This is a genomic window from Nitrospinota bacterium, assembly GCA_027619975.1.
GTDB lineage: Bacteria > Nitrospinota > Nitrospinia > Nitrospinales > VA-1 > JADFGI01.
Window position 1 is genome coordinate 12,936 of record JAQCGX010000024.1, and the last position, 25,183, is coordinate 38,118.

Below are 25,183 nucleotides of genomic sequence, written 5' to 3' on the forward strand. Positions count from 1 at the left end.
GCCCTGGCTAAAAGTTTTGAATTTTCGTTGCTCAGGAGATAACTAATGAAGTTGACTGTTACTGGTAGAAATATTGAAATAACCGATGCTATTCATAACCACCTGGATAGCAAGATGCAAAAAACCATCCAGGAGTTAGGTGAAAAAGCCGATGTTCATGTCGCTCTTTCCGTTGAAAAACGTCGCCACTTTGCTGAAATCACAGTAAAAACAAAAGGCTTTACCGTTCATGGAGAAGATGAAACCACTGACCTTTATGTCGCCATGGATAATGCTTTAACGAAAATTGAAAAACAGTTAAGAAAGCATAAAGATCGAGCCAAGGATTTGGCTATCAAGCAAGCCGCAGCCGTAAAAAATAAAATACTGGAATAAACCGGCCTTCTTAAACATTCACCCGTTAGAATATAAAAGACTTCTATGAAGATCAGCGAGATTCTGGGGCAGGATTTCATCATTGCCGATTTATCGGGAAAAGACAAACAGAGCATTCTTACAGAGTTGACCAATTTCCTCGAAACAAATGGAACTATTAAAAATAAGGATGCCCTTTACGAAGCTCTTGTAGAACGAGAAAAACTGGGCAGTACGGGAATTGGTGAAAACGTTGCCATTCCACATGCAAAATCTGAAGAAGTTGAGCAGATACTCACCCTGTTTGGCAGGTCCGTTGAGGGGATTGATTTTGATTCTCTGGACAAAAGACCGGTTCACTTTGTCTGCCTGGTTGTTGCCCCTACCAACTCCACGGGGCATCATTTGAAAGCATTGGCGCGAATTTCCCGACTCCTTAAAAACCAGAATCTGCGCGAAGGAATTTTGAAAGCCCAAAATAAAGATGAAATCTATTCCATTCTTTTGGATGAGGATTCAAAGTTTATATGATCTTTTGGTATCTTCCATAAAAATCAAATCTCACTTAACCAGCCAATTTTAAAGGTATCTTACGTGCTCAAAGGAATTGCATTATCCAAGGGTGTTGCCATTGGCAAGGCGTATCTTCTGGATAGTTCCAAGTTCTGCATCCTCAAACAAAAGTTGGACTCAGATGAGGTGGAAGCAGAAGTCAAGCGATTCCGGCAGGCGATTGAACTGTCCAAACAACAAATGCAGGAGATCAAACAACGCGCCAGCAAAGTTGCAGACAAATATGCGGTTATCCTGGATACTTACTCTCTGTTGCTGGAAGACGAGGTCATTGTCAATGACACCATCGAAAATATAAAAGTTAACAAGTTAAATGCGGAGTGGGCATTAACCGAGACCCTTTCCAAGTTCACCAAACTCTTCAATAACATCAACGACGATTACCTGAAAGGCAAAAAGGACGATCTCGACCTTGTCGTCCATGGGATCATCCGTAATCTGATCGGCCACAGCCAGGAAAAACTTTCGGAAATTGATGAACCTGTCATCCTGATTTCCCACACTTTAAGCCCATCCGATACCATTGCCATGCCCAAAAACCTGGTATTGGGAATGGCCACTGAAGTGGGCGGAAAAACTTCCCACGTAGCAATTTTCGCTTCCGCTTTGGGAATCCCTCTGGTAGGAGGCATCAGGAATTTGACTGGCCGGGTCAACTCAGGCGATCAAATAATAGTCGATGGGATCGACGGGAGCGTCATCGTCAATCCGTCAGAAAAACAACTCAGGAACTATCAGAAAAAGCAGGGGAATTACCGGCATTACGAGCAAACGCTGCTGAAAAATATTCACGAACCGGCTCGAACTCTGGATGACGTTCCCATCAAACTCATGGCCAATATTGAGTCGCCGGAAGACGTAAAATCCTTAAGAAAATACGGTGCTGAAGGGGTCGGACTTTACAGGACGGAGTTTCTCTACCTGATGGCGAAAACGCTCCCCACCGAGAACGACCTCTACGAAAATTTCAAAAAGGTGGCACAGGAGATCGCCCCGCAACCAGTGGTCATTCGGACCCTGGATATCGGCATGGACAAACAACTCGTGGTTATGAACGGGGACCCCGAAAACAACCCTGCATTGGGATTGCGGGGAATTCGCATGTCGCTTTCCAACCCGGAAATATTCATGCGCCAGTTAAAAGCCATCCTGCGGGCGAGTCTTTATGGAAATGTTAAGATCCTTTTTCCCATGATATCCTCTGTGGATGAATTCATTGAAGCAAAAGAGCTTCTGGAAATTGCAAAGCATGACCTGCAAAAAAAACAAATCCCTTTCAATGAGGATATCCCCGTCGGAGCCATGGTGGAAACACCAGCCGCAGCTATTTGTGTCGAGCACCTGCTGAAAGAGGCTGATTTTATCAGCGTCGGGACCAATGACCTGATTCAATACCTGCTCGCTGTGGATCGAACCAATGAAAATGTAGCGCAATTGTATCAGCCCTTTCATCCATCCGTTCTTAAAACTTTGAAAGGTATTTTTGAAGCCGGAAAAAATTCCGGGAAAGAGTTCTCCGTTTGTGGAGAACTGGGGGGAGACCCGCTGGCCACCGCTGTCCTGTTAGGTTTGGGAAATCATCAGGAGTTGAGTATGGAACCCCATTCCATTCCCAAGGTAAAAAAAATAATCCGAAAAATAACTCTGGAAGAAGCCAGGCAGATGGCGAATCATGTTTTAAGCCTCTCTTCCACGGAAGAAATCAACCGTTTCATATTGAAGGAAATGCAATCGAGATTTCCTTCTGATTTTGACCGGGATCTATCTTTTGCGGAAAAACTGATCCCTACCGTGAAAAATACAAACTCAATTTAAATCATATGCTGACTTTCCTTACCAAAACCCCCATCATAATTCCAGGACCATCTAACTCAGAGGACAAAAAATGAACTTAGGCAATTTTCTTTTTACATCCGAATCGGTTTCCGAGGGCCACCCGGACAAAGTCGCTGACCAGATTTCCGATTCCATTTTAGATGCAATTCTTGAAAAGGATTCCAAAGCCAGGGTTGCCTGCGAAACTATGGTCACCACGGGATTTGCCGTCGTTGCCGGAGAAATTACCACCGATTGCTACATAGAGGTTCCTCAAATTGTCCGCAATACCATCAAAGACATTGGCTACAGCCATTCGGATATGGGATTCGACTTTGAAACCTGCGGGGTTCTGGTGTCGTTTGACCAACAATCCAGAGATATTGCTCAGGGAGTCAACGACGACAAACACGAGCAGGGAGCGGGCGACCAGGGAATGATGTTCGGATATGCTACCAATGAAACCAAAGAATTGATGCCAATGCCCATCATGTATGCGCATAAACTGGTTAGAAAACTGGCTGAATTAAGAAAAAATGGAGTTCTCCCCTATCTCCGGCCAGACAGCAAGTCTCAGGTCTCCGTCCGCTACGAGAATCACAAACCTGTCGCCATTGAAACCGTTGTCATCTCGACCCAGCACACCCCCGAGACTAAAAATAAACAAATGCGTGCTGAGATCACAGAGCAGGTCATCAATAAAGTCATACCGGAAAAATATCGGGCCAAAAAGATGAAGATCCACATCAACCCGACAGGCCGGTTCGTGGTTGGTGGTCCTCATGGGGATTGCGGCTTGACCGGAAGAAAAATAATCGTCGACACCTACGGTGGGTTTTCACGTCATGGCGGCGGCGCCTTTTCCGGAAAAGACCCGTCCAAAGTGGATCGGTCCGCGGCTTATATGGCCCGCTACATTGCAAAGAATCTGGTTGCCGCTAAAATCGCCGATCGGTGTGAAGTCCAGCTCGCCTACGCCATTGGAGTGGCCGACCCGGTATCCATTTACGTGGAAACTTTCGGAACTTGTAAAGTCAATCCCGAAATTCTGGAGGATTTGATCCGCTCTCACTTTCTTCTCAAACCTGCAGGGATTGTCAAATCTTTGGATTTGATGAAACCTCGATACAAAAAGACCGCCGCCTATGGCCATTTTGGACGCACGGAAAAGGAGTTTACCTGGGAGCAAACAGATAAAGCCAAGGCATTGGCAAAAGATGCGGGGCTGTAAACACCCTCTGGCCTGGGACTCATTAATCGATTCCGGCCTCAGGGCCGGAGTCACCCTGCCCTTCTCAGTTTCCCTTGTGAGGAAAAAAATGGATTGCTCCACCATCGAATGTTCCCGGACTAAACTGATTGAGGATTATGAGGAATCAGGGCTGGCAATTTATTAAGAAGTCTCGGAAGGCCGCCGTCCCGTCACCAGATGCGCACCGCCTGCATACAGGGATTCGGTATGAACCACTGGTAATCCCACGGATTCTATCTCTTCACATAATTCTTCCAGACTGAAAGCCTGCCACTTATCCTGCTTTAATTGTCGTTCGATGAACTTCAATCCCAGATAGTAGGTGAAGGGATATACAAGCCACCTTTTAGTCCATGCGGCCCAAACCCCTCTTTGCGCCCTCACCTCTTCAGCGCTTTCCCTGATAATACGCTTTGCATCGTATTGCCTGGAAGGGTTGACGATCACCATCAAACCTCTGGGTCTGAGAATTTCTTTCAAATTTGATAAAATTCTTTTTCGGATTTCAACATCGATAATGGTGTACAGCGAAAAGTGTGCCACAATGATATCAATAGATTCTTTTTTAATGGGAAGGGGCTGAGTCAAATCACTATTAAAAAATAATGTCTGCAATTCTTTTCCTTGTGGCGTCTTTCCCATAGCTCGTTTCAGGCCCGGAAACTGAATATCGGTCCCCAAATACCGCACACCAAATTCCAGCTGGTCCTGTAAATATTCAATCAGTAATCCAGACCCACATCCGACATCCAATAGCACCTGCCCTTTTTGGATGGGGATGCTCTGGATACAGCGACGGGCGGACTCTCGATAGGCCTGGGGTGTTAAAAGATCGTATAAACTGGTTTTAAAACCGAGCCGCCAGTAATTCAATTGATAAAATTTCCCCCACATTTTATGACTGTTCCCTCCCCCCTCTATTCATTCAAACGACCTTGAGTCTGCGTGTTCAACTGAATATACTGTTGAACATAATCATGGTTACTTACGGAGAAAATTCTAATGGCAAAAAAACCTTTTATCAATAAATACGGGTTTGTGGAATATCCGTTTTTACACGATCAACGAAAAGGGAAAAACTGGTGGTTCTTTAATCTGCTTGAAGATCATTTAAAACGCAGGGCGCGACAAAAACATGGGATCGATTATACAAGAGACCACATGGATAAAGACATGATGGAGTTTCTGGCTGAAACCAATTTAAAAATTTTTGTCTTGCTTCCCTCCGGAATGGGAATGGAGTTTAAATTGATCGGCAAATACGAAACACCCGAACTGGTTCACCTGGAAGACCCGGTGCCTTTTATTCAAGAGACATTTGGTGGAGGAAAGTTCAAAGTCAATATCTACCAAAAGGGTACCTTTGCCGGCACCCAAAACTATAAAACTCATGGGGACCCTAAATGGGTAGAAATTGTGGATGAAAATCCCACCGGATGATGAAGGGGGCTACTGCTTTTAAAAGTTACTTTAGGGCACCTCTAAAAATTGACTAAATGTTCTTATATCGTCAATTCAAAGAAGTGTCTTTGTTATAGTGGGACAGGCGACCTACCCTTAAAGGCTATACGGAAGTGCGGAATTTAATTCCGCCTTTCCAGCCTGTCCGCACGGGCTGGAAAGCCCGTGCCACTGATTTAAGAAACTCTTTACAATCTTCAATTCCCTTTTAAAAACTAATTTTTAGAGGTGCCCTTTAGCCTAAAGCTCCTCCTCGCGATTGATAGGTTTTTGAATCGTCGGAACCTTGAAATTCAAGGCCGATGGAACAACCGACGCCTCTTTCCCGTATATTTTCTTATCGTTTTTCTTGAACCCCACATAAATTTTTTCATCCTTGACCCTGACAGGAAATACTTCAACTCTCATTTCCGGATTTTGCATGCTGTTGCCGGTTTTCAACTCAAACCGCCACTCGTGACTGGGGCAAACAATCACCCCTTCCTGAACTCGTCCTTCCCCCAACGGTCCCCCTTTATGCGGGCATTTGTTGGCAACGGCGTAAATTTCCTCTTTATAATTAAATAAAGCGACCTCCACATCGTCCACCAATACGATGGCCGACTTCCCTATCGGAAGATCTTCTACTTTGAGCACCTTGATAAACCTGATCATAATTCCATTTCTCCAATCAACCAGCGGCGTGCCAATCATCAAACAGAACCGAAGCCCCTGTTCATTAGCCTATTAGAATAAAGTTCCCGAATTGGTTTTATTATAATTAATTTTTCCCGGAAGTTTCCACCCCGATCTTCTCTGTAGCCATGAATTGGATCGTTTCTCCCGATTTTTGAAAAGCGTTGTCTGGAATTTTCAATTGCTGGCGAAAGGCATTTTTCCCGACAACAGCTTTATTTTGGGGAAGAATATAGCCGGTCAAACGGCTCACAAGCTCACTGGTGCGGCTGATCTCTCTTGTATCCACGCTTGTTTCGACTCCAAAATAGTCTTTGCGGGAATTTAGCGCCATGACGATCTCTTCTAAAGCGGCATTACCGGCTCTCTCGCCAATTCCGTTGATCGTGCATTCCACCTGCCGTGCACCCGCTTTTACCGCCGCAAGTGAATTGGCAACGGCAAGCCCGAGGTCGTTATGACAATGAACGCTTAACACCGCTCGGTCACTATTTTTCACATTGGCCATTAAATAGGCGATCAAATTCCCAAACTGTTCGGGAACCGAATAACCAACCGTATCGGAAATATTGACCGTGGTGGCTCCCGCATCAATCGCCGCCTCCAGCAAATCGGTCAGAACTGTTTCATCAGTCCGTGAGGCATCCAATGGGGAAAACTCAATATCATCAGCAAATTTTTTGCCAAGCCTGACCGCGTTACGGATTTCTTCCAACACCTCCTGACGGGCATTGGGGTTTTCTCCGGCTTCCCCGGAATTACCCGTGGCTACATAGATATGAATTCGGGCCGCATCGGCTTTTTCCAGAGCCTTTGCCGCTAACTCTATATCCTTTTGCACGCCCCTGGCAAGAGCCGCCACCTTTAAACCGCGAATATTGCCAGCGATCTCCTTGACACACAGGAAATCTTCCTCAGAGGTCGAAGGAAAACCGGCCTCAATCACATTCACCTTGAGCCGGGACAGTTGTCGGGCCATTTCCAGTTTATCTTTTAGCGACAAACTGAAATCGCGGCAATGCCCACCGTCTCTCAAAGTCGTATCAAAAATAAGGAGATCATGCATCAGAGGTAAAACCTTCGATTTGAAAAATCAGACACTCATTTTTACTAAGATTAAATGTCAGATTTTACAGCTATTTGGTGACAAAAGAAATGAGCTATCCAGACCTGAACAGCGAAGTTCAGGTTTTAGAGGAATTCCAATCCGGAAACTTCAATTCCTTGGTGATGACCGGAATTCCTTTAGAGTCCAGATAACCTTCGACGATGAGGAGGCGACGGTCATTATCAAATTTTACAACTATCTGTTTTTCAAATTCTGGGTTTGGAGACAACGGTAAGATCCTGACACCTTTAGGTATGAGGGGAGCGCCAATGGATTTTGCCTGTTCTGCTATCATTGGGTCCATTTCAGCCATGTCTTCGGTGTCTGGCCATACTGCAGCACCCAACGCTGAAAACATCCAATTCACATAATCGGAGGGCTTTCCCTCGGGGTGGGTAAATCGAAAGGAAGATCTTTGTATTTGACGTTTTGCGGCCATGTACTGGACCACATGAACCCCTCTCTTTATTTCGGAGGATATGGTTTCAGTTTCAGAGCACGAATAAAGAAATACAACACTTAAAACAAGACTCAGGGTCTGAACAAGTTTTTTAGTCATATTCATTTGTTGATTATTGAGGGATCATATTGAGAACAACAGCCTGAGCTCCTATAGCGGTGACAATTAAAACAACCAAAGCCAAAAATACATACTTTTTATTGTTTATCATGCTGTACAGCCTCCAATAAAACTGCTTCATCTTTCGGCGCGGTTGTCCAATAAAAGCGATTCCACGGCTGAACGGCCAAGAATGATTGATAAATACAGGGGTGACAAATCATTTCCATTATCGCCAATGGTTTTGGCATTGACATCCGCTCCGTTATTAATCAGAACCTTCGCCACACCAGTATTTCCCTGCTGAATTGCAAGATGAAGGGGGGTATAACCATGAACATCCCTTTCATCCACATCAGCGCCATTGGCAATCAGAATTTCGACAAGCTCTATTTCCCCCTCCAAAACGGCATCGTGAATCGGGGAGGCCACCCCTGGGGAGTGAACCGCGAAAATAGCCAGGAAAATTAAAAACCCCACAAATCTGTAGTAATTTCTCTGCAAAATAAAGCCCTCCATCTATTTATAATTTAAGGGGTTATACTATTTATGTCAATGGATCTCTTAAAGGCGGGCCCTATCTAACGGATTATCAAACTATCTCATTCTGCTACCGGGTGCGATTTTTAATTCGGTAGAATATCTCTGAAGGTCAAGCGGGAGAGTTGTCTGGTAAAAATATATTTACCGTCTCTGTGTGAGTTCGTAGTCAGTTTTCCCTTTCCAGGTTACTTTAAAATTATCCGGAAGTCTTGTGGCTTGATCCATTTTAGCGGAACGTATTTGTTCCAGTGAAAGATCTTTTGTCAACCGAAGGTCTGCACGAATGAGACTGGCACCATTCATATCCGCATCGGTAAAAAGTACGCCAGTCAAATCACACTCCGCAAAATCAACACCTCGCAAATCCGTTCGGGTCAAATCGGCCCCACTCAAATCCGCTTTTATAAGGTTTGCCCGAACCAATCTGGCTCCGGAAAAATCGCAACCTTTAAGATCGGCTTCCCCCATGTCGCCTTCGCTCAAGTTGGCTCCGCTGAGGTTGGCTTCAAAAAGATTGACTCTACGAAGGTCCGCTTTATTCAGGTCGGCCCCACTGAGATCGCATCCACTGAGGTCCGCACCAATGAGTTTAGCACCAATGAGTTTGGCGCCAATGAGCTTTGCGTTCTGAAGATGGGCTCTCTCTAGCTTTGCCCCGCAAAGATTAGTCGCAATAAGTATAGCGCCTGCCAGATCAGCGCCTCTCAAGTCCGCATAACTCAAATCGCCACGGCTAAGATTGACCCCAAAAATGGCGGGCAGGATGGTTGAGTCGGTACTCTTTCTTAAAAAACCCATGTCATTATAATTTCGCTAAAACTCACCGTTGATATTTTTGTTCAATCAGCCTTTCCAGCCATTCACACTGGCATTTCATAGTGAATATTAGGGTTTGGATATCCCAAAACGATCAAGGGATTGTTACAAAACCGTCATGTTTGTCGCTTTAATCAATTCTGAAGCAATGGTAGGGGATTTTTTTGGATGTGAGTATAACAATTTAAATAATTTCTGATCTTGTATGCAAACCGGAACAAATCCTTAACAGGTTCTCAACGCAGGTCTGGCAATTTAGACACATCAGCAATTTATTCAACGCCAAGGGACTTGCTCTTATGAGATTATCTGAATGCTATAGTACATTGAATGTAACCCCTGACTCAGCCTGGGTGGAGGTCAAAAGGTCATATCACTATCTGGCTAAAAAATACCATCCTGACGTTAATGCGGGGAAGCAGGGACTCTCATACAAATTTAGAAAAATAAACCATGCTTTCAAAACTCTGGAAGCTTCTTATAAAGCGACCAGTAGTAAAGCGAATGTTAATAATAACGAGATTAGAAAACCCTCCATCAGCAGGGCAGTCCCGACCAGAAATTCGGCGCCCTCAAAGCCAACCAAACCTCTGGTAGCCGTCCCGCATAAAAATTCCCTCACCCAACTGGATGCCTACAAAAGGCATGAATCTGGAAAAATTTTTGGTTTGGGTAACGGGTTGAGGTCTTTACGGCAAACCCTGTTTGAATGGGAAAAAACATTATTCCTTCTTGATACGAATAAAAATATCCATATAAAGAAACGCCTGGCCAGTCAGGCAAACATTGTTCGGATAAAGAAGGGAGAGGATACTTTTCAGGTAAGAATTCCGCCGGGGCCCTGGACCCGCATGTTCATCAGGATTCCCGATAAAGGCAATAAAAGTCTGTTCTCTAAAAAACGTGGCGACCTGCTTTTAAACATTCATGTTCCAAATAACGAAGCCCTGAGCCCGACAAACCCGACATTTTATTACAAGGTACGCATCCCAAAAGAGAGCCTTGGAAAATATAAGGTCTGGACCTTAAAATCAACCGACGGCCCCATCCGGTTCACTCTGCCCGCAAACACTGCAGAGGGACAAAAATTCACCCTGAAGGCGAACTCCGGGGAGTCAACTTGTTCCAGCCACATCATCACGGTGCACCTGGTATAAATAAAAAGAAAAGCGGGAAATAACACAGGATAACCAATTTCTGATTGCGCTGGAAAAGCCCTGACTTTTCACTGATGGTCTTTGTTTTGGTTTTGAGTTTTTTTTCTCAAATTCCGCTTCAATTCCAAAAGCTTTCTTTGGCTGGTAAAATACATCTGCCCGGAACTTTCCCTGTTGATCCGGCCCATTCCTTCTAAACCCCATTTCTCATCGATTTTAGTTTTCATTTTATATCCCCATAGACAGTTGGTTGTTCTACTTATTAATTTCAGGACACCTCTAAAAATTAGTTTATTACGGGAAATCGAACATTGCACAAGATTTCTTATATCGGTGGCACGGGCTTTCTAGCCCGTGCGGACAGGCTGGAAAGGCGGAATTAAATTCCGCACTTCCGTATAACCTTTAAGGGCAGGTCGCCTGTCCCACTAAAACAAAGCCATCTCCTTAAATTAACGATTAGGAACATTCAGTCTATTTTTAGAGATGCCCTTCATCCACGGTTTTACATTAGAGAAATAATACCACTGTCAATTCCCTTTCCTTAGGAAGGGCATCACAATCCAATGTGATTAAAATTACAAGTTCTCACACTCAAGTTTTACATCGCCCACGCATATAAAATAGAGCGCATCAGAGGTTCCGAAGCGGTTGTGGTCTTGCCCTGGAATTTTTTTTATTATTAAAACAGGGGAAGGTTCCCCAAAGGGGGGATTGCAGGTATCTTCCAACTCATTATTTCCTTCGCCCTCGTAGTGTGGCGACGCGGTCCAGCTTAAGGGGTTTTGGCGGTTTCCTCGGCGTCCAATTCCTTAACGTATTCAAACTCGCAGTTGGAATAGACAAAGTCCATGGTCTTCAGACCCAGGATTTTGGAAGTGGTCTGGTTGAGGGATTCGGCATTGGCCATCATCCTTCTTTTGATATCCTCGACCCTTTGCTTGGTCTGCTCGGCGAGCTTCTTGTATTCCTCGTCCAGGTCCGTTTGGGCTACATGGATATTTTCCCTCGCCGCAATGGCTTCCAGAACCAGGTAACCTTTCGTGTTGAATATGGCCTTATCCCTCCACTCCTCTTCGGCCTTTTCCTGCTCGAACCCTGAGTCCTCCAGTTTCATTCCGGATTGTTCGATCTGATATTTCATGCCCTCAATCATGAACCTGAGTTCTCTCTTAACCATTGTTTCAGGAGGCTCAACCTTGTTCTCTTTAACCAGTTTATTGAAGATATCCTCTTTGATCCGAATTTCCTCTTGCTGCTCTTTGTATGCCTGAAGGTCGGTTTTGACTCCTCGCCTGAAGAGATCAACGTTGCTGAATCCTTCTTTTTCTGCAATTTCGTCGTTCAACTCTGGAAGCACCTGGTATCTGACTTCCTTGATTTTCACCTTGAAAGTTGCTCGATCATCATGGCTTTCCCCCTCGGTACCGGGGACAGGCATACTGATCCGTTGGATTTTGTTATTCCAGTTGGCCGGTAGCGCGACTTTGATTTCAAATTCCTCTCCCACTTTATGCTCGACCAATTGATCTTCAAAACCTTCGATCATGCGTTTATCGCCCACACGGACTTTATAGTCGGTGGCGGCTCCATCTTCCAAAGGTTGACCTTCCATGAAGCCTTCAAAATCGAGGAGCAAAAAATCACCCTTTTGGATTTTATGTTCCTCATCTTCATAATGCTCAAGGTTCCCGTACCGCACAAGAATGTCATTAATGGCCTTTTCCAGTTCTTCTTCGCTGACCCTGGCTTCCTTCATTTTATACTTAAGGCCCTTATAGTCCTTAACCTCGAGAGTCGGCTTGATGTCGAGAACAACAGAAAATTTAAACGGCGCGTCTTTTTTGATATTTTCGAGTTCGGTGTTTTCGATCTCCGGCGCACCGGCAGGAATGATCCCCGATTCTTTCAGGGCCTTGTCATAATATTCCTGCATCATTTCCTGAAACATATCCTTCAGGGACTGAATCGGCACCTGCTTTTCCAAAATTTTCTGTGGAATTTTACCCTTGCGAAACCCCGGCATGGTGATTTGACGGTTTAATATTTTATACGCATTGTTCACCCGGCTGCAAACCTCATCCTCGGGAACGGTGATATTCAACTTCCGCTTCAGGTTGTCCAACTCTTCAACTGCAAATTCCATGATCTGACCTTTCTAATTCCGGGCCGGTTCCGGCGTTCCGTGCCGTTCACTGATTAATTGATCGACTTCAGTTTTTAACTTATTCAATATCTCATCATATGAAAAAGACCCGAGTTCCTCCGTGCCCTTTTTCAAGTTCACTCTTGAGGGGCCGCACCACAACCCGAGATCGGCGTCGTCCGTTTCCCCCGGCCCGTTTACCCTGCAACCCATCACGGCAATGGTGAGCTTATATTTTGCCGCATATTCCGTCATCTTGCGAACATCCTGCGCGAGATCGACAAACTTATCGTTCTCCACCCTGGAACAACTCGGGCAGGCAATGATGTTGATGCCATCGAAAAAATTCTTCGGCACCGAACGGAACCGGCCCTCGCTGATATCCTTTAAAATTTCGCGGCCCACCGTGATCTCCTGCCCCTTTTCCTCATTGGGCAGGGTGAGGGAAACGCGAATCGTATCGCCAATGCCTTCGGAAATGAGCTGCTCGAAGGCGATGCGGGTTTTGATGATTCCCTCCGGCGGCAATCCCGCCTCCGTCACACCCAGGTGCAAAGGCACATCGGGCCGCTCCGCCGCAAAGCGGCGATTGGCGTCAATGACCTGATTGGTGTCGGAATCCTTGAGCGACACCACATAATTCTCAAACCCCAGATCATCGAGCATTTTACAGTGATCCACCGCGCAACGCACCATCGCCTCGGTCGAGTCGTCAGGATACCTTGCCTTATAATCCGGATCGACGGAACCGCAGTTGACGCCAATGCGGATGGCGCAATCATTCTCTCGTGCGGCATCGACGATGAATCGTACCTTTTCGGCAATGGATTTGTCTTTTTCCAGATGGAACAGATGCCCTGGATTATACCGGATTTTATTGACCAAAGGGGCGACGATGGGGGCCAGCTTGTAGTTTTCCTGCAAATCCACCGATAAAATGCTGTTCGGGAACTGTTTGCGCAGGATTTTGAGGGCCTCCACATCCTTCTCACTATCAACGGCGATGCGAATGATATCCGCATGGGCATTTTCTAGAATCTCGATCTGACGGGCGGTGGCCGTTAAGTTCTGCGTCTGGGTGGCGGCCATGCTTTGCACGGCAATCGGCGAATCCCCGCCAATGACCAGGGAGCCTATATGGATTTTACGGGTCGGTCTGGGTTTCATAAGTTTATCGATAGAAAAGTTAAGTAAGACACCTTGAAGGAGCCATGAAATGAACGGAAAATAAAGATGTTAGCAGAAATACAACCGGTTCACAAGCGATGAGGATTGCAGAGGTAAATATTTGAATTGGTGTGGATTTCGAGGTCAATAAGGCGGGATTTTAAATTGAACTGGAATCGCGGGTCAAACTGGCTGCTTCATTCTGAGAATTGAGCCTGATTGATACAGCACCGGTTTCTGCCCTGGTTCTTGGCTTGATAAAGAGCGTTGTCCATTTGTTTGAATAAAGTTTCCCATGGTATCTCAGATTTATCATATACCGTTCCTCCTATGCTGATGGTCAAAGGAACTTCTCTTGTGCCATCGATGATTAAGGGGTTTTGTTCAATGGCCTTGCGCAGTTTTTCAGCCACCAGTGAAATTCCTTCCGAACCGACTTCCGGCAATAAAACAATAAATTCCTCCCCTCCCCATCTTCCAAAAAAATCCACCTTGCGCAAATTATCCTGGCAAACAGCGACCAGATGCTTCAACGCCCGGTCACCAATATCGTGGCCAAAATTATCATTCACTTTTTTAAAATGATCTATGTCGAGGAGCAACAGGGAAAACGCCCGGTCATACCGTAACGCACGGTCCATTTCCTGCTTCACAACTTCCTCAATTTTCCGGCGGTTCAAGATACCCGTCAAAGAATCGTACTCGGATAAAATTCTCAGTTCATTCTCCAGTTCTTTATGCCTTGTAATATCCCTCACAATAGCTACAAAAACTTTTTTCTCATCAAACTCCATCTTCAGCAAAGATATTTCGCCGGAAAATTCACTGCCATCGTGGCGTAAACATTGAACCGTCAGATTATTCCTCTTATTCATCAACCGGGCGACAACCTCACCCTCAGAGAAGTCCCGCACATGAAGAGCATGTTGTTTGTGAAATCTCTCGGGGATCAGCATATTTAAATGCTTCCCTTGAATTTCTTCGGAGGTATAGCCAAATGTTTTTTCAGCTTCCTTATTCAAATAAAACAATTCCATTTTTTCGTTGAGGGCCACAACAGAGTCCGCCGCCAATTCGATAATTTTACTAAAGAACGGCTCTTTTTCTTCGGTGGAGTGTAAAGCCATTTTAATTAAGACCTCCGTCATTAATAAAATGTGAAGAATATAATACTATAAGATCGAATTCATTTCTTCTTGAAATTCCCCGGTTTGTAATCGCAGGTGAAGGGGAAAAATTCCCTTTAACCGGGCCTGTCACCCTGTGGAGCTCTCTAAACTTGGTCCATCCAACGGAAACGGGTTTTCTTTCTTACAAAAATCCGGAAGGTTGTGCTGTTCGGCTTCAAAATCCTGGGTAAACACGGTTTCGATTCCCCTTGGGGCTACTTTGTTTTCAATAATTTAACCACTCGATCAATTTTTATTCTTCAATTTGTGTCCGCCATCAGATTGAATCGTTTGAATCGCAACCATACAAAAATACATAATGAATCATGCCAGAAGGATGCTTTGCATTAACTTCAAAAAATTCTGTTTTTTCTTCACTGAAATCTTTACATTGATAAAGATTGATCTTTTTACCAATCACACTGAAATATCCATTTTCTAACGCTTCTTGGAATTCCGGGCTTCGCATTAGATGAAGCATTAGCAAATGGGCATGTAATATTTCTCTTTGCTCATCTGGGTCATCCCTCCTTAATTCTTCATTTTCCATTTTTCCATCCCCTATTTGTGATTATTTAACATCAAAAACTTTCATAGCTTCTTTCTTCTTGCCCTATCCCGCTTCAATCCTCTCCCTTAAACTCGCCCCATCCAACGGAAACGGGTTTTCCTTCTTGCGGAAATCCGGAAGGTTGTGCTGTTCATCTTCAAGGTCCTGGGTAAACACGGTTTCTATTCCCAGTTCCCGCGTCATTTGCAGGGCCGCTTCATATTCCTCCGAATATATCCTTCTGGATATCCGGGGGTTCGCACCTGCTTTGTGGACGGGCTGGTACTGACTCATTAAGCTCACAGGAACTTTCGGGGACAATTCCAGGGCGATGAAACACAACGTTTCCCAGGTTCCGGCGGTATCGTCCGGCAAGACCAGATGCCGGACCACCACACCGCTCTCGGCCAATCCGGATTCGTTCAGGGTCAACGGCCCCACCTGCCGGTGCATCTCCAGCACGGCGGAACGGGAATGATCTACATAATTCTTGATATGCGAAAACTCACGGGCCACTTCATTTTTGGCATACTTGAGGTCGGGCAGATAAATATCGACGATGCCGTCCAGAAGTTTCAAAGTGGGCAATGCATCGTAGCCGTTGGTGTTATATATAACGGGCAGATGCAGTCCCTTTTCCCTCGCCAGAGCCAGGCTTCTCAGCAATCCTGGAACCACATGCGAAGGCGACACCCAGCCGATAAAATGCACTCCCTGCGTCTGTAGGTCCAGCATCTGCTCCGCAACCTGCTGACAGGAATACTCCTTGCCCAGGTTATCTTGCGAGATCTGAAAATTTTGGCAATAGTCGCAACGAAGATTACAGGACGTGACAAAGATGTTTCCCACGCCTCGGGTCCCCGTGAAGGGAGGTTCTTCTCCAAAGTGCTGGACCGATGCTCCTACCACCAAGCGGTCGCTTTGTCCGCACACGCCCCTGCCCTCTCCGGTACGGTCCACTTCACAGGCATGCGGACACACGGTGCAATTGCGATACAGCGCGTAAGCTTCTTCCGCCCTTTGCTGCAATTCGCCTGGAGATAAATTGAGATAAGCCGCTTGCATTTGTTTTCCTGAATAATGGATACTGGTTTTCGGTCATGCGACGGTGTTATTATGGAATTTTACACCATTTTTGAAACAAAAAACAAATGCCCCTGAAATCCATCCTTTTCAATAGACTGTTTTTAATCACCCTTTTTCTGATGACCAGCGCTCTGCCGGTCATCGCGGAACCGCAACACGGGTTGTCCCTTTATGGTCCCGAGGGACTGAAATACAAGGCGGACGCCGCCTACGAGTACGCCAACCCCAAGGCCCCGAAAGGCGGGCACCTCGTGCTTTCAGATTTTGGCGCCTTCACCAAACTAAACCCCTCATCTTTGAAGGGTGTTCCCGCTCCCGGAATATCCGGGCTGGTGTTTCAAACGCCGATGGACAGTTCCTCGGACGACAACGAACCGTTCTCGCAATACGGCAACCTCGTGGAAACGGTCGATCTGGCCAAGGACCACATGTCGATGGTCTACCATCTTTATAAAAATGCCCGGTTTTCCGACGGACATCGGGTCACGGCGGATGATTTCGTTTTCTCTTTTGATATCATCAAAGACCCGGAATACCACCCGGTGTATAAGCAATATTTCAAAGATATAAAAAAGGCCGAAAAAATCGACGAGCACACCGTCAAATATCATTTCGCCATTTACAATCAGGAACTGCCGCTGATCACCGGGCAGATGCCAATTTTCCCCAAGCACATCTACGGTCAGAAAGGAAAATCCTTCGGAGCGGATTTCGACAACATCGCCATCGGCAGTGGCCCTTATGTGGTCGATAAATATGAGTTTGGAAAATACATCTCCCTCAAGCGCGACCCCAACTGGTGGGGCAAAGACCTGCCGATAAACCGCGGACGCTATAACTTTGACGATATTACCTGGAAAATTTTTCTCGACCCGGTGGCCATTCGCGAAGGGTTCAAGGGCGGCGAATTCGATGTCAACCTCGTCAACAGTTCCCGTGACTGGGCTTTGGATTACAAGGGAGACTTCGTCAAAAAGGGCTATTACATCCGCGAGGGAGTTCCTCATCAGCGCGTGACGGGCATGCAGGGATACGCGATGAACACCCGCAACGAGCTTTTTAAATCGCGCAAAGTCCGGGCGGCCATTGCCTTGGTCTTCGATTTCGAATGGAGCAATAAAAATCTTTTTTACGAGCAATACACCCGCAACGAAAACTATTTCGATAATAACCCGGAAATGAAAGCTCAAGGTTTGCCGCAAGGAGAGGTGAAGCAAATCCTCGAACGATTGCGAGAAAAATATAAAACCCATGTGCCTAAAACAGCATTGACCAAACCCGTCGGCACACCTGGAGAAGGACAGCCTCTGGAAAAAAATATTCAACTGGCCAATGAACTTCTGGATTCCGCAGGTTGGAAAGTGGGAAAGAACGGAATCCGGGAAAAAGACGGAAAGCGGTTCGAGTTTGAGCAATTGCTCACCAGCCCGGATTTCATGCGAATTTCAGAACCTTATAGAAACAACCTGCTTAAAATCGGCGTCGATATGAAAATAAGAATCGTGCAGGTCGCCGAATATGAAGAGCGCTTGCGGAACTTTAAGTTTGACATGCTGGTTGTCGGCTACCCGCAAAGCCGGTCACCGGGAAACGAGCAACGGTCCATGTGGGGAAGCGAAGCCGCCAAAACTCCAGGTTCCCGGAATTACATGGGAATCGAAAACCCGGCCATTGATGAATTGATTGAAATGATCGTGGAGGGAAAAACCCGCAAGGAACTGGTGACCGCCATTCAGGCGATGGATCGCATTCTGACCCACCAATACTACGTCGTTCCCCACTGGTATATCCGTATCGACCGGGTCGTCTATTGGAACAAATTTTCCCGTCCTAAAATCAATCCATCCCAGGCTTCCATTTTGAACAACATCATCGAATGGTGGTGGTGGGACAAAGAAAAGGCGGCACGTTTAGAGAAAGCTCAAGCCTCGGGAGAAGCTTTAGGGTTAAACAATTAATCTCCATCCTACACCATTCAACCTATTTTTAAATTTTATCCTAATACTACCAGGAACGTTTACATCGAAACTTTAATTGCACCCCAGACAGGTCCATGCAAATTCAAAAATTCATAAACTTTATCAATGATCGAAATCCGGCTTACCTGATTTTCACGTTCCTCTGTTGCCTGTTTCTGAACTCTGTGGTCACAGGGAACGAAGAAATTTACCTTGGCTGGGCCAAGTCTTATTTCGATCCAGACTGGCTGCCCAATTCATTCGTCTACGATCACTGGGTGAGTCACCGATATGCCTTCGAAATATTTTTTGGATTCCTGCTAAGCCATCTCAGTTTTGAAACCGTCGTGGTGATTGGCAGACTCCTTGCCGCCACCGCCATGGCCTATGCACTGTCCAGGTTATTCAGACAAATAAAATTTACCAATCTGGATTCGTTGCTAGTGCTGATGGTGTTTATTTCAATGGGACAAAATTTTCTTCCCGGCGATTGGGTATTTATGTCTGTGGAGTCCAAAGTTTTTGCTTATCCGTTAGTTTTTCTCAGCCTGACGGAACTTTTGAGAGGCAATCTAAAACTATCCACGCTCTACCTGATTGGGGCGACTTATTTTCATGTGCTGGTTGTGAGCTGGTTTTTTATTTACTTTATAATTTACTTGATCTGGAACAGAACAAATCTACTCACCGTGGCCAAGGTTTCGGGAATTTATCTGGCAGGCACCCTTCCTCTAGCGGTCTATCTAGCTCCCACGGTCCTTTCAGGCCCCAGTGACGTGAATGGACTTCATCTCAATTGGATCTATGTCTTTTATCGGATTCCTAATTTAGCTCCATTCGTGGATGGAGAATTAAATGTAGCCGCAAGTTGGGAGGGACTGAGAATTTTCACAGTAGCTGTTTGTTTCGTTTTCGCAATATTTTTATACCGCAAAAATGGGCTTCCAGCGGAAGCAAAATTTCTCACTCGTTTTATTCTAATAATAGGTTCCTTTATTTTTATATTTCTGGTAGTGGCCTATTTTGATCGTTCGGGCGATATTTTAAAATACCGTCCTTTCCGGGGAGCCTCGCTTTTCACATTTTTTGTTCTGATATGGATAGTTCTTTATAGCAAACTGAAACTTACCAGCCCAAATTCCCTTGTATCGAGTCTATCCATAGCCATCCTGGCTGTTCTTTTCACTTACGGCATCGGTCGCAATATAAATGAAAAATATATTAATGTTTATTTCCTGCAAGATGGAGAAAAAACAGCCTGGAACGAAGTGACATCTTTCGCAAAGAATCACACGAAGAAGGAGTCCATCTTTCTAATTAAAGAAATTCCCGAAAGTACCAGCTGGACGTTCTCCAGAAATTCTGACCGAGATGTTTTTGTTTTGAAAAAATTTGTCCCCATAGACAAAAACAAATGGTACGAGTGGTATCAGCGTCTTCAGGTGCAGGTGGAAAATGAAGAACAGATGGCGGCTCTGAGAAAAAAATATCAACTGGATTATTATGTTACGACCCCAAAAAGGCCCAGAATTGGGGAAGTCGTGTTTGAAAACGCCTACTATGTTGTTTCGCGTCTATCTGATTCCGAAAAATAAATCTTCAATTATTGAAAGGCACCTCTAAAAATTAGTTTTTAAAAGAGAATCGAACATTGTAAAGAGTTTCTTAAATCAGTGGCACGGGCTTTCCAGCCCGTGCGAACAGGCTGGAAAGGCGGAATTAAATTCCGCACTTCCGTATAACCTTTAAGGGTAGGTCGCCTGTCCCACTATAACAAAGACACCTCTTTGAATTGACGATATAAGAACATTTAGTCAATTTTTAGAGATGCCCTGAAATGATTCGTGCAATGCAAAATAGTGACTGAAACTAAAATGTAATCATAGTAGAATAAATTGTGTCTTTCTGAATATTAAAAACTACCCCCCCTTTTCCTAAGTTTTTCAATGCCCAGTTATATCCTCCGTCGATTACTCCTGATGTTTCCCACCCTTATCGGAATCGTAACGATCACCTTTATCGTCACGCAGTTCGTTCCCGGCGGCCCCATCGACCAACTGCGGACCCTCCTCAGAGGACACAGTGGGGTCCTGACAGAAGCGGGAGGCGGAGCAATGGAAAGACAGGGCTCAAAATCCGGAGAACTGGACCCCAAGCAGATGGAGCAGTTAAAAAAAATCTATCATCTCGACCGCCCTCTTTGGGAAAGGTATTTGCGGACCTTCTTATGGTATTCGCCGCAAGACCCAAAAGCTCCGTTGGCAGATAATTTTTTCAATTATGATAACTGGGAGGGGTTTCTGGTTTTTAAGTTCGGCGATTCTTTTTACCGCAATCGGTCTGTTTTAGAGCTGATTAAGGAAAAACTCCCGGTCTCCGTTTCTCTCGGCGTTTCCAGTTTTTTCATGACCTATATCATTTGCATCGTTTTGGGAATCGCTAAAGCCGTAAAAAATGAGACGCGATTTGACACTGTGAGTAGCGTGATCGTTCTGGTTGGATACAGCGTTCCCGGATTTGTCATGGGAATTTTTCTCATTGTGTTGATCGGCCCCGGTGACGGAGCCATCGCCCACTTGATCCCCCTTGCCGGTCTCACTTCCGAAGGAACTCCCGGATATGCGGATTGGTCCATGGGAAAGAAAATTATCGACTACCTGCATCATCTGGCCGCACCCCTCTTCTGCTATGTGCTGGGGGGCTTCGCCACCCTCACCATGCTGACCAAGAACGCAATACTAGAGGAAATGAGAAAGCAGTACGTCATCACCGCACGAGCCAAAGGATTATCTGAAAAAAAAGTGCTGTTCAAGCATATTTTGAAGAACGCCTTGATCCCTCTAGTGACCGGATTTCCCATCGGCTTTCTCACCATGTTTTTCTCCGGGTCACTTCTCATCGAACAGATATTCACCCTCGACGGGTTCGGTCTGCTCTCTTACCAAGCTGTGATCCAACGTGATTATCCGATTGTGCTGGGCTCAATGTTTATTTTTTCCCTGATCGCTCTCTTAGGTCAACTCCTGACTGACCTCTCCTACGTTCTCATCGACCGGCGAATCAGTTTTGATGAAAGCCAGGGTTAGAGATAATCCATGCTGTCCTTGAATAAAGAATTCAAAATTAAACTGCAACGTTTTCGGCGCGATCGACGGGCATTTTATAGTTTTCTCTTTATCACCATATTTTTTCTCGTGTCGCTTCCCGCCGAATGGTTATGCAACGTGCGTCCCGTTCTATTATCCGTGGATGGTCGGCTCTACTTCCCTATTTTATTTTCATACAATGAGAAAGACTTTGGAGGCGATCTACTGAGCGAACCAGACTATAAATCCGACCGGTTCCTCCAGCTCATCAGCGGAAAGCAAGACGCAACCGTCGCCGCCAATAAACTCCTAATGGATTTTGAGGAAGACGATGCTGGTGAAGAAAACCTGGGCCTGAACTTGGGAGATTTTGAGGACGAAGAAGATGAAAACATTACTGTCATCAGCCCACCGGACACAGTAAAAACACTGTCAACCAAAGTAAGAGACTTCTGGATTCTCTGGCCCATCATACCCTACGATTATAAATACATTCCCAGCCAATCCAAAACAGGCAGGGTGGTTTTAGCCGCTCCCTACAAAACTCTTTCTTACGATGGAAAAGAAACCATCGATTCGTCCCTTAGAGACCAACATTACCTGGGGACCGATGACCGCGGACGTGACGTTCTTGCCCGTCTCATCTACGGATTCAGAATATCCATGATATTCGGATTGTCCCTGGCCGTATTTGGGACTCTCATTGGTTGCCTGATCGGCGGGACGCAGGGGTTTTTTGGCGGTCTGGTGGATCTTATCGGCCAACGGCTAACGGAAATCTGGGGGTCGATTCCCAGACTTTATATATTAATCATTCTCAGTTCGTTTTTTGTGCCTTCAATTTTGTTGCTGTTTGCCATCCTGAATTTGACCGCATGGATGGGAATCGCGGCGTATATCCGCGCGGAATTTTTAAAAATCCGCACTCTGGAATTCGTCAAAGCCGCCAAAGCTATGGGAGTTTCTAATTTTAAAATCATGCGTCGGCACATTCTGCCCAATGCCCTGACTCCGGTGATTACCTTTTTTCCCTTTGAAGTCACGGCGGGCATTTTGGCGTTGGTGAGTCTCGACTACCTCAATCTCGGTGTGCCCAGTCCGGCGCCGAGCCTGGGAGAATTACTGGCACAAGGGAAAAATAATCTGCATGCCCTGTGGATTCTTCTCCCCACCTTCACGGTATTAACGGTGATGATCACCAGCTTGACCTTCGTGGGTGAGGGCGTCCGCAACGCTTTCGATCCGAGAAAATCGGTGTGACCATGCATTCGTTAGAGACAACGCCATGCTGTTAGACGTACAAAATCTTAAAACGCACTTCAAGGTCGGCTTCGATAAAACCGCCAAAGCGGTGGATGGCGTGTCGTTCCAATTGGAACAGGGGAAAACCGTGGCCCTGGTCGGAGAGTCGGGATGCGGGAAAACCCAGACCGCTTACTCGATCATCCGGTTGCTTGCCGAAAACGGAACCAACCCCTCGGGAAAGGTGCTTTATCAAGGGAAGGACCTGCTCCAGTTCAGCGAGGAATCCATGCGCCAGCTTCGCGGCAACGACATCGCCATGATTTTCCAGGAACCCATGTCCTCCCTGAATCCCCTGTACCGCATCGGCAACCAGTTGGAAGAACCGTTAAGACTGCACCGCAAAGTTAATCAGGGATCGGCAAGAACACGTTGCATCGAACTGCTCGATCGAGTCGGGATTCCCGAACCGCAAAAACGCATCGACGATTTTCCTCATCAGTTGTCGGGCGGCATGAAACAGAGAGTGATGATCGCGATGGCTTTAGCCTGCGAACCCAAACTGCTGATCGCCGACGAACCCACAACCGCCCTGGATGTCACCATTCAGGCGCAGGTCCTGCATCTGATGTCCGAGCTCCAACAGCAGACGGGGATGGGCATTCTTCTGATCACCCACGACATGGGCATCGTCAATCAGATGGCCGATTCCATCTGCATCATGTACGCCGGAAAAATCGCCGAGCAGGGCCCCAGGGAAAAAGTATATCAAAATATGTTTCACCCCTACACGCGGCGGCTCTTTGACTCCATTCCCAAGCCGGGCGACACCCCATACCTCTTGAACACCATTCCAGGCATGGTTCCGCCAGCGACCGAGTATGGCGAAGGTTGCCTGTTTGCCAATCGCTGTGAATTCGTTATGGACATTTGTACTAAAAAGGAAAGTGCTGTCTATTCGATGGAACCTAAGCATCAGGTCACCTGTCACCTGTTTGATCAGGGGAAAAACCCGGCATTGGATCACGACCGTGAACGGCACCCCGCCCCACCCCGAAATATTGAACCCACCGAGATTCTTTCCGTGCAGTCGCTCAAAACCCATTTTCCCGTCCGGAAAGGTGTTTTCAGACGAGTGGCGGAGTACGTCAAAGCCGTGGATGATGTCAGCCTGAATTTCAAACGCGGTTCCACGCTGGCGCTGGTGGGGGAATCCGGGTGCGGAAAAACAACCTTTGGCGAATCCCTCTTGCGCTTGAATCGAAACACCAAAGGGACCGTGATGTTTCATGACAAAGACATCATGAAATTAAAAACCCCGGAACTGAAACTCATCCGCAAGCACTTACAAATTGTTTTTCAGGACCCCTATGGTTCTTTGTCGCCGCGAATGACAGTGGAGAATATCATTGGTGAAGGGCTCGAAATCCATTTTGCCGAGCAAAGTGCGGAAGAAAAAAGCAAGCGCATTGCTGATGTATTGGGAGAAGTAGGACTCGCAGAATCAGTGCGGGAACGCTACCCTCATGAGTTTTCAGGAGGGCAACGGCAAAGAATCGCCATAGCCCGGGCGCTTGTCCTCGAACCCGAGTTCCTGGTGCTGGACGAACCGACGAGCGCGCTGGATGTGTCCGTTCAGGCGCAAGTGTTAAACCTGCTGAAAGAACTACAAAGCAAACACTCCCTGACCTATTTGTTCATCAGCCACAACCTGAGCGTTGTGCGCTATATGGCCGACACGGTGGCCATCATGTACCTGGGCCGAATCGTGGAACAAGCACCGGTAACGGAATTGTTCAAAAATCCCCGTCATCCCTATACCCGATCGCTTCTGGATGCCGTTCCCAGCTTGGAGGAGCGAAAACCATTTAATCCATTGGTGGGAGATGTCCCGTCCCCTCGCAACCCTCCAGCAGGCTGCCATTTTCACCAGCGCTGCCCCATCTATTTAAACGAACCTGAGGGATCGCCACTGGCCCAAAAATGCCGTTCCGAATACCCCAAAAAAACCGGAACCGAAACGGACTTTGTCGCCTGCCACGCCGCCGGCTACCCCATACCAGGAAAACTTTGAAATTCAGGAAATCACTTCTTTGCAGAAGAATAGAAGTAAAACAGAACAGCGACAATCACAATCCCCGTTATCCCCCATGCAAACAAACACCCTATAGACATAATTTTCTCTCCGGTTCACATTGACCAAGGCTTTGCAAAAAGCGGCCGACTCAGGATGATTTGATGGCCTGCGTTTCAAATTGTCCTGAGGAATCTTCCCGCCGACCAGCTCCAGATTTTATCAGGGTTGGAAATCTGGGGATAAAATCACTTTCTCTTCAAGATACTCGCGCTATTAAACTTAATATTCATTCAAAAATCAATATATTGTACAATTAACTGAAAAATAAATAAGCCGCGATTTCTCAACCATTCTTCCTTTATGCCGTTTCAGGCAATTCAGGCAAGGAA

23 protein-coding genes are annotated in these 25,183 nt (G+C 46.1%); 11 read left to right on the forward strand and 12 right to left on the reverse strand.

From position 1 onward, the window contains the following. Nucleotides 1–45: 45 nt before the first annotated feature. The 4 genes from raiA to metK all read left to right on the forward strand — a co-directional run bounded on the left by raiA (nucleotide 46) and on the right by metK (nucleotide 3,973). Nucleotides 46–375, forward strand: a complete 330-nt coding sequence (gene raiA / locus O3C58_09400; protein ID MDA0692071.1) for a ribosome-associated translation inhibitor RaiA — start codon at nucleotides 46–48, stop codon at nucleotides 373–375. A gap of 45 nt (nucleotides 376–420) precedes the next feature. Further along, a complete protein-coding gene (locus O3C58_09405; GenBank protein MDA0692072.1) occupies nucleotides 421–885 on the forward strand; it encodes a PTS sugar transporter subunit IIA in 465 nt (154 codons plus the stop codon). Nucleotides 886–948: 63 nt separating this feature from the next. Further along, complete coding sequence (ptsP, locus tag O3C58_09410; protein MDA0692073.1) at nucleotides 949–2,742, forward strand: phosphoenolpyruvate--protein phosphotransferase; 1,794 nt, start codon at nucleotides 949–951, stop codon at nucleotides 2,740–2,742. A gap of 70 nt (nucleotides 2,743–2,812) precedes the next feature. Continuing rightward, nucleotides 2,813–3,973 (forward strand): methionine adenosyltransferase, encoded by a 1,161-nt coding sequence (gene metK, locus O3C58_09415; GenBank protein MDA0692074.1) that lies wholly within the window; start codon nucleotides 2,813–2,815, stop codon nucleotides 3,971–3,973. 162 nt (nucleotides 3,974–4,135) lie between these two features. On the opposite strand, the gene O3C58_09420 is transcribed toward metK, so the two are convergent. Next, nucleotides 4,136–4,888, reverse strand: a complete 753-nt coding sequence (locus tag O3C58_09420) for a methyltransferase domain-containing protein (protein MDA0692075.1) — start codon at nucleotides 4,886–4,888, stop codon at nucleotides 4,136–4,138. Between the two features lie 108 nt (nucleotides 4,889–4,996). Here O3C58_09420 and O3C58_09425 point away from each other — a divergent pair, with 108 nt between their 5' ends. Then, the gene (locus O3C58_09425; protein ID MDA0692076.1) at nucleotides 4,997–5,434 is read left to right on the forward strand and encodes a hypothetical protein; all 438 of its coding nucleotides are present in this window, start codon (nucleotides 4,997–4,999) and stop codon (nucleotides 5,432–5,434) included. A 261-nt stretch (nucleotides 5,435–5,695) separates the two neighbouring features. Here the strand turns inward: O3C58_09425 and nirD are convergent, their stop codons facing one another. From nirD to O3C58_09450, 5 genes are all read right to left on the reverse strand, one after another. Then, nucleotides 5,696–6,109: a nitrite reductase small subunit NirD gene (gene nirD, locus O3C58_09430; GenBank protein ID MDA0692077.1), complete on the reverse strand. Its 414-nt coding sequence runs from the start codon at nucleotides 6,107–6,109 to the stop codon at nucleotides 5,696–5,698. A 106-nt stretch (nucleotides 6,110–6,215) separates the two neighbouring features. Beyond that, complete coding sequence (locus O3C58_09435) at nucleotides 6,216–7,196, reverse strand: hypothetical protein (GenBank protein MDA0692078.1); 981 nt, start codon at nucleotides 7,194–7,196, stop codon at nucleotides 6,216–6,218. 118 nt (nucleotides 7,197–7,314) lie between these two features. Then, entirely contained in the window at nucleotides 7,315–7,803 is a 489-nt protein-coding gene (locus O3C58_09440) for a hypothetical protein (protein ID MDA0692079.1), read from the reverse strand. Between the two features lie 132 nt (nucleotides 7,804–7,935). Beyond that, nucleotides 7,936–8,301: an ankyrin repeat domain-containing protein gene (locus O3C58_09445; GenBank protein ID MDA0692080.1), complete on the reverse strand. Its 366-nt coding sequence runs from the start codon at nucleotides 8,299–8,301 to the stop codon at nucleotides 7,936–7,938. A 180-nt stretch (nucleotides 8,302–8,481) separates the two neighbouring features. Beyond that, complete coding sequence (locus tag O3C58_09450) at nucleotides 8,482–9,138, reverse strand: pentapeptide repeat-containing protein (GenBank protein ID MDA0692081.1); 657 nt, start codon at nucleotides 9,136–9,138, stop codon at nucleotides 8,482–8,484. Nucleotides 9,139–9,455: 317 nt separating this feature from the next. Between O3C58_09450 and O3C58_09455 the strand changes: the two genes are divergently transcribed. Beyond that, the gene (locus O3C58_09455; protein MDA0692082.1) at nucleotides 9,456–10,313 is read left to right on the forward strand and encodes a DnaJ domain-containing protein; all 858 of its coding nucleotides are present in this window, start codon (nucleotides 9,456–9,458) and stop codon (nucleotides 10,311–10,313) included. Between the two features lie 68 nt (nucleotides 10,314–10,381). Here O3C58_09455 and O3C58_09460 read toward each other — a convergent pair whose 3' ends face one another. The 6 genes from O3C58_09460 to O3C58_09485 all read right to left on the reverse strand — a co-directional run bounded on the left by O3C58_09460 (nucleotide 10,382) and on the right by O3C58_09485 (nucleotide 16,410). After that, nucleotides 10,382–10,540, reverse strand: a complete 159-nt coding sequence (locus O3C58_09460) for a hypothetical protein (protein ID MDA0692083.1) — start codon at nucleotides 10,538–10,540, stop codon at nucleotides 10,382–10,384. A 548-nt stretch (nucleotides 10,541–11,088) separates the two neighbouring features. Next, on the reverse strand, nucleotides 11,089–12,459 hold the full coding sequence (gene tig / locus O3C58_09465) for a trigger factor (protein ID MDA0692084.1): 1,371 nt from the start codon (nucleotides 12,457–12,459) through the stop codon (nucleotides 11,089–11,091). Nucleotides 12,460–12,471: 12 nt separating this feature from the next. Next, entirely contained in the window at nucleotides 12,472–13,626 is a 1,155-nt protein-coding gene (gene ispG, locus O3C58_09470; protein MDA0692085.1) for a (E)-4-hydroxy-3-methylbut-2-enyl-diphosphate synthase, read from the reverse strand. Between the two features lie 197 nt (nucleotides 13,627–13,823). Beyond that, nucleotides 13,824–14,753 (reverse strand): sensor domain-containing diguanylate cyclase, encoded by a 930-nt coding sequence (locus tag O3C58_09475; GenBank protein MDA0692086.1) that lies wholly within the window; start codon nucleotides 14,751–14,753, stop codon nucleotides 13,824–13,826. A 319-nt stretch (nucleotides 14,754–15,072) separates the two neighbouring features. Next, on the reverse strand, nucleotides 15,073–15,345 hold the full coding sequence (locus tag O3C58_09480; GenBank protein MDA0692087.1) for a hypothetical protein: 273 nt from the start codon (nucleotides 15,343–15,345) through the stop codon (nucleotides 15,073–15,075). Nucleotides 15,346–15,408: 63 nt separating this feature from the next. Beyond that, a complete protein-coding gene (locus O3C58_09485) occupies nucleotides 15,409–16,410 on the reverse strand; it encodes a 4Fe-4S cluster-binding domain-containing protein (protein ID MDA0692088.1) in 1,002 nt (333 codons plus the stop codon). Nucleotides 16,411–16,496: 86 nt separating this feature from the next. On the opposite strand from O3C58_09485, the gene O3C58_09490 reads away from it, so the two are divergent. From O3C58_09490 to O3C58_09510, 5 genes are all read left to right on the forward strand, one after another. Continuing rightward, nucleotides 16,497–18,389: an extracellular solute-binding protein gene (locus O3C58_09490; GenBank protein MDA0692089.1), complete on the forward strand. Its 1,893-nt coding sequence runs from the start codon at nucleotides 16,497–16,499 to the stop codon at nucleotides 18,387–18,389. Nucleotides 18,390–18,484: 95 nt separating this feature from the next. Then, nucleotides 18,485–19,984, forward strand: a complete 1,500-nt coding sequence (locus O3C58_09495) for a hypothetical protein (protein ID MDA0692090.1) — start codon at nucleotides 18,485–18,487, stop codon at nucleotides 19,982–19,984. A 351-nt stretch (nucleotides 19,985–20,335) separates the two neighbouring features. Continuing rightward, nucleotides 20,336–21,475: an ABC transporter permease subunit gene (locus tag O3C58_09500; GenBank protein MDA0692091.1), complete on the forward strand. Its 1,140-nt coding sequence runs from the start codon at nucleotides 20,336–20,338 to the stop codon at nucleotides 21,473–21,475. 12 nt (nucleotides 21,476–21,487) lie between these two features. Continuing rightward, nucleotides 21,488–22,735 (forward strand): ABC transporter permease, encoded by a 1,248-nt coding sequence (locus O3C58_09505; protein MDA0692092.1) that lies wholly within the window; start codon nucleotides 21,488–21,490, stop codon nucleotides 22,733–22,735. A 25-nt stretch (nucleotides 22,736–22,760) separates the two neighbouring features. Then, nucleotides 22,761–24,791: a dipeptide ABC transporter ATP-binding protein gene (locus O3C58_09510; protein ID MDA0692093.1), complete on the forward strand. Its 2,031-nt coding sequence runs from the start codon at nucleotides 22,761–22,763 to the stop codon at nucleotides 24,789–24,791. Nucleotides 24,792–25,183 lie beyond the last annotated feature (392 nt).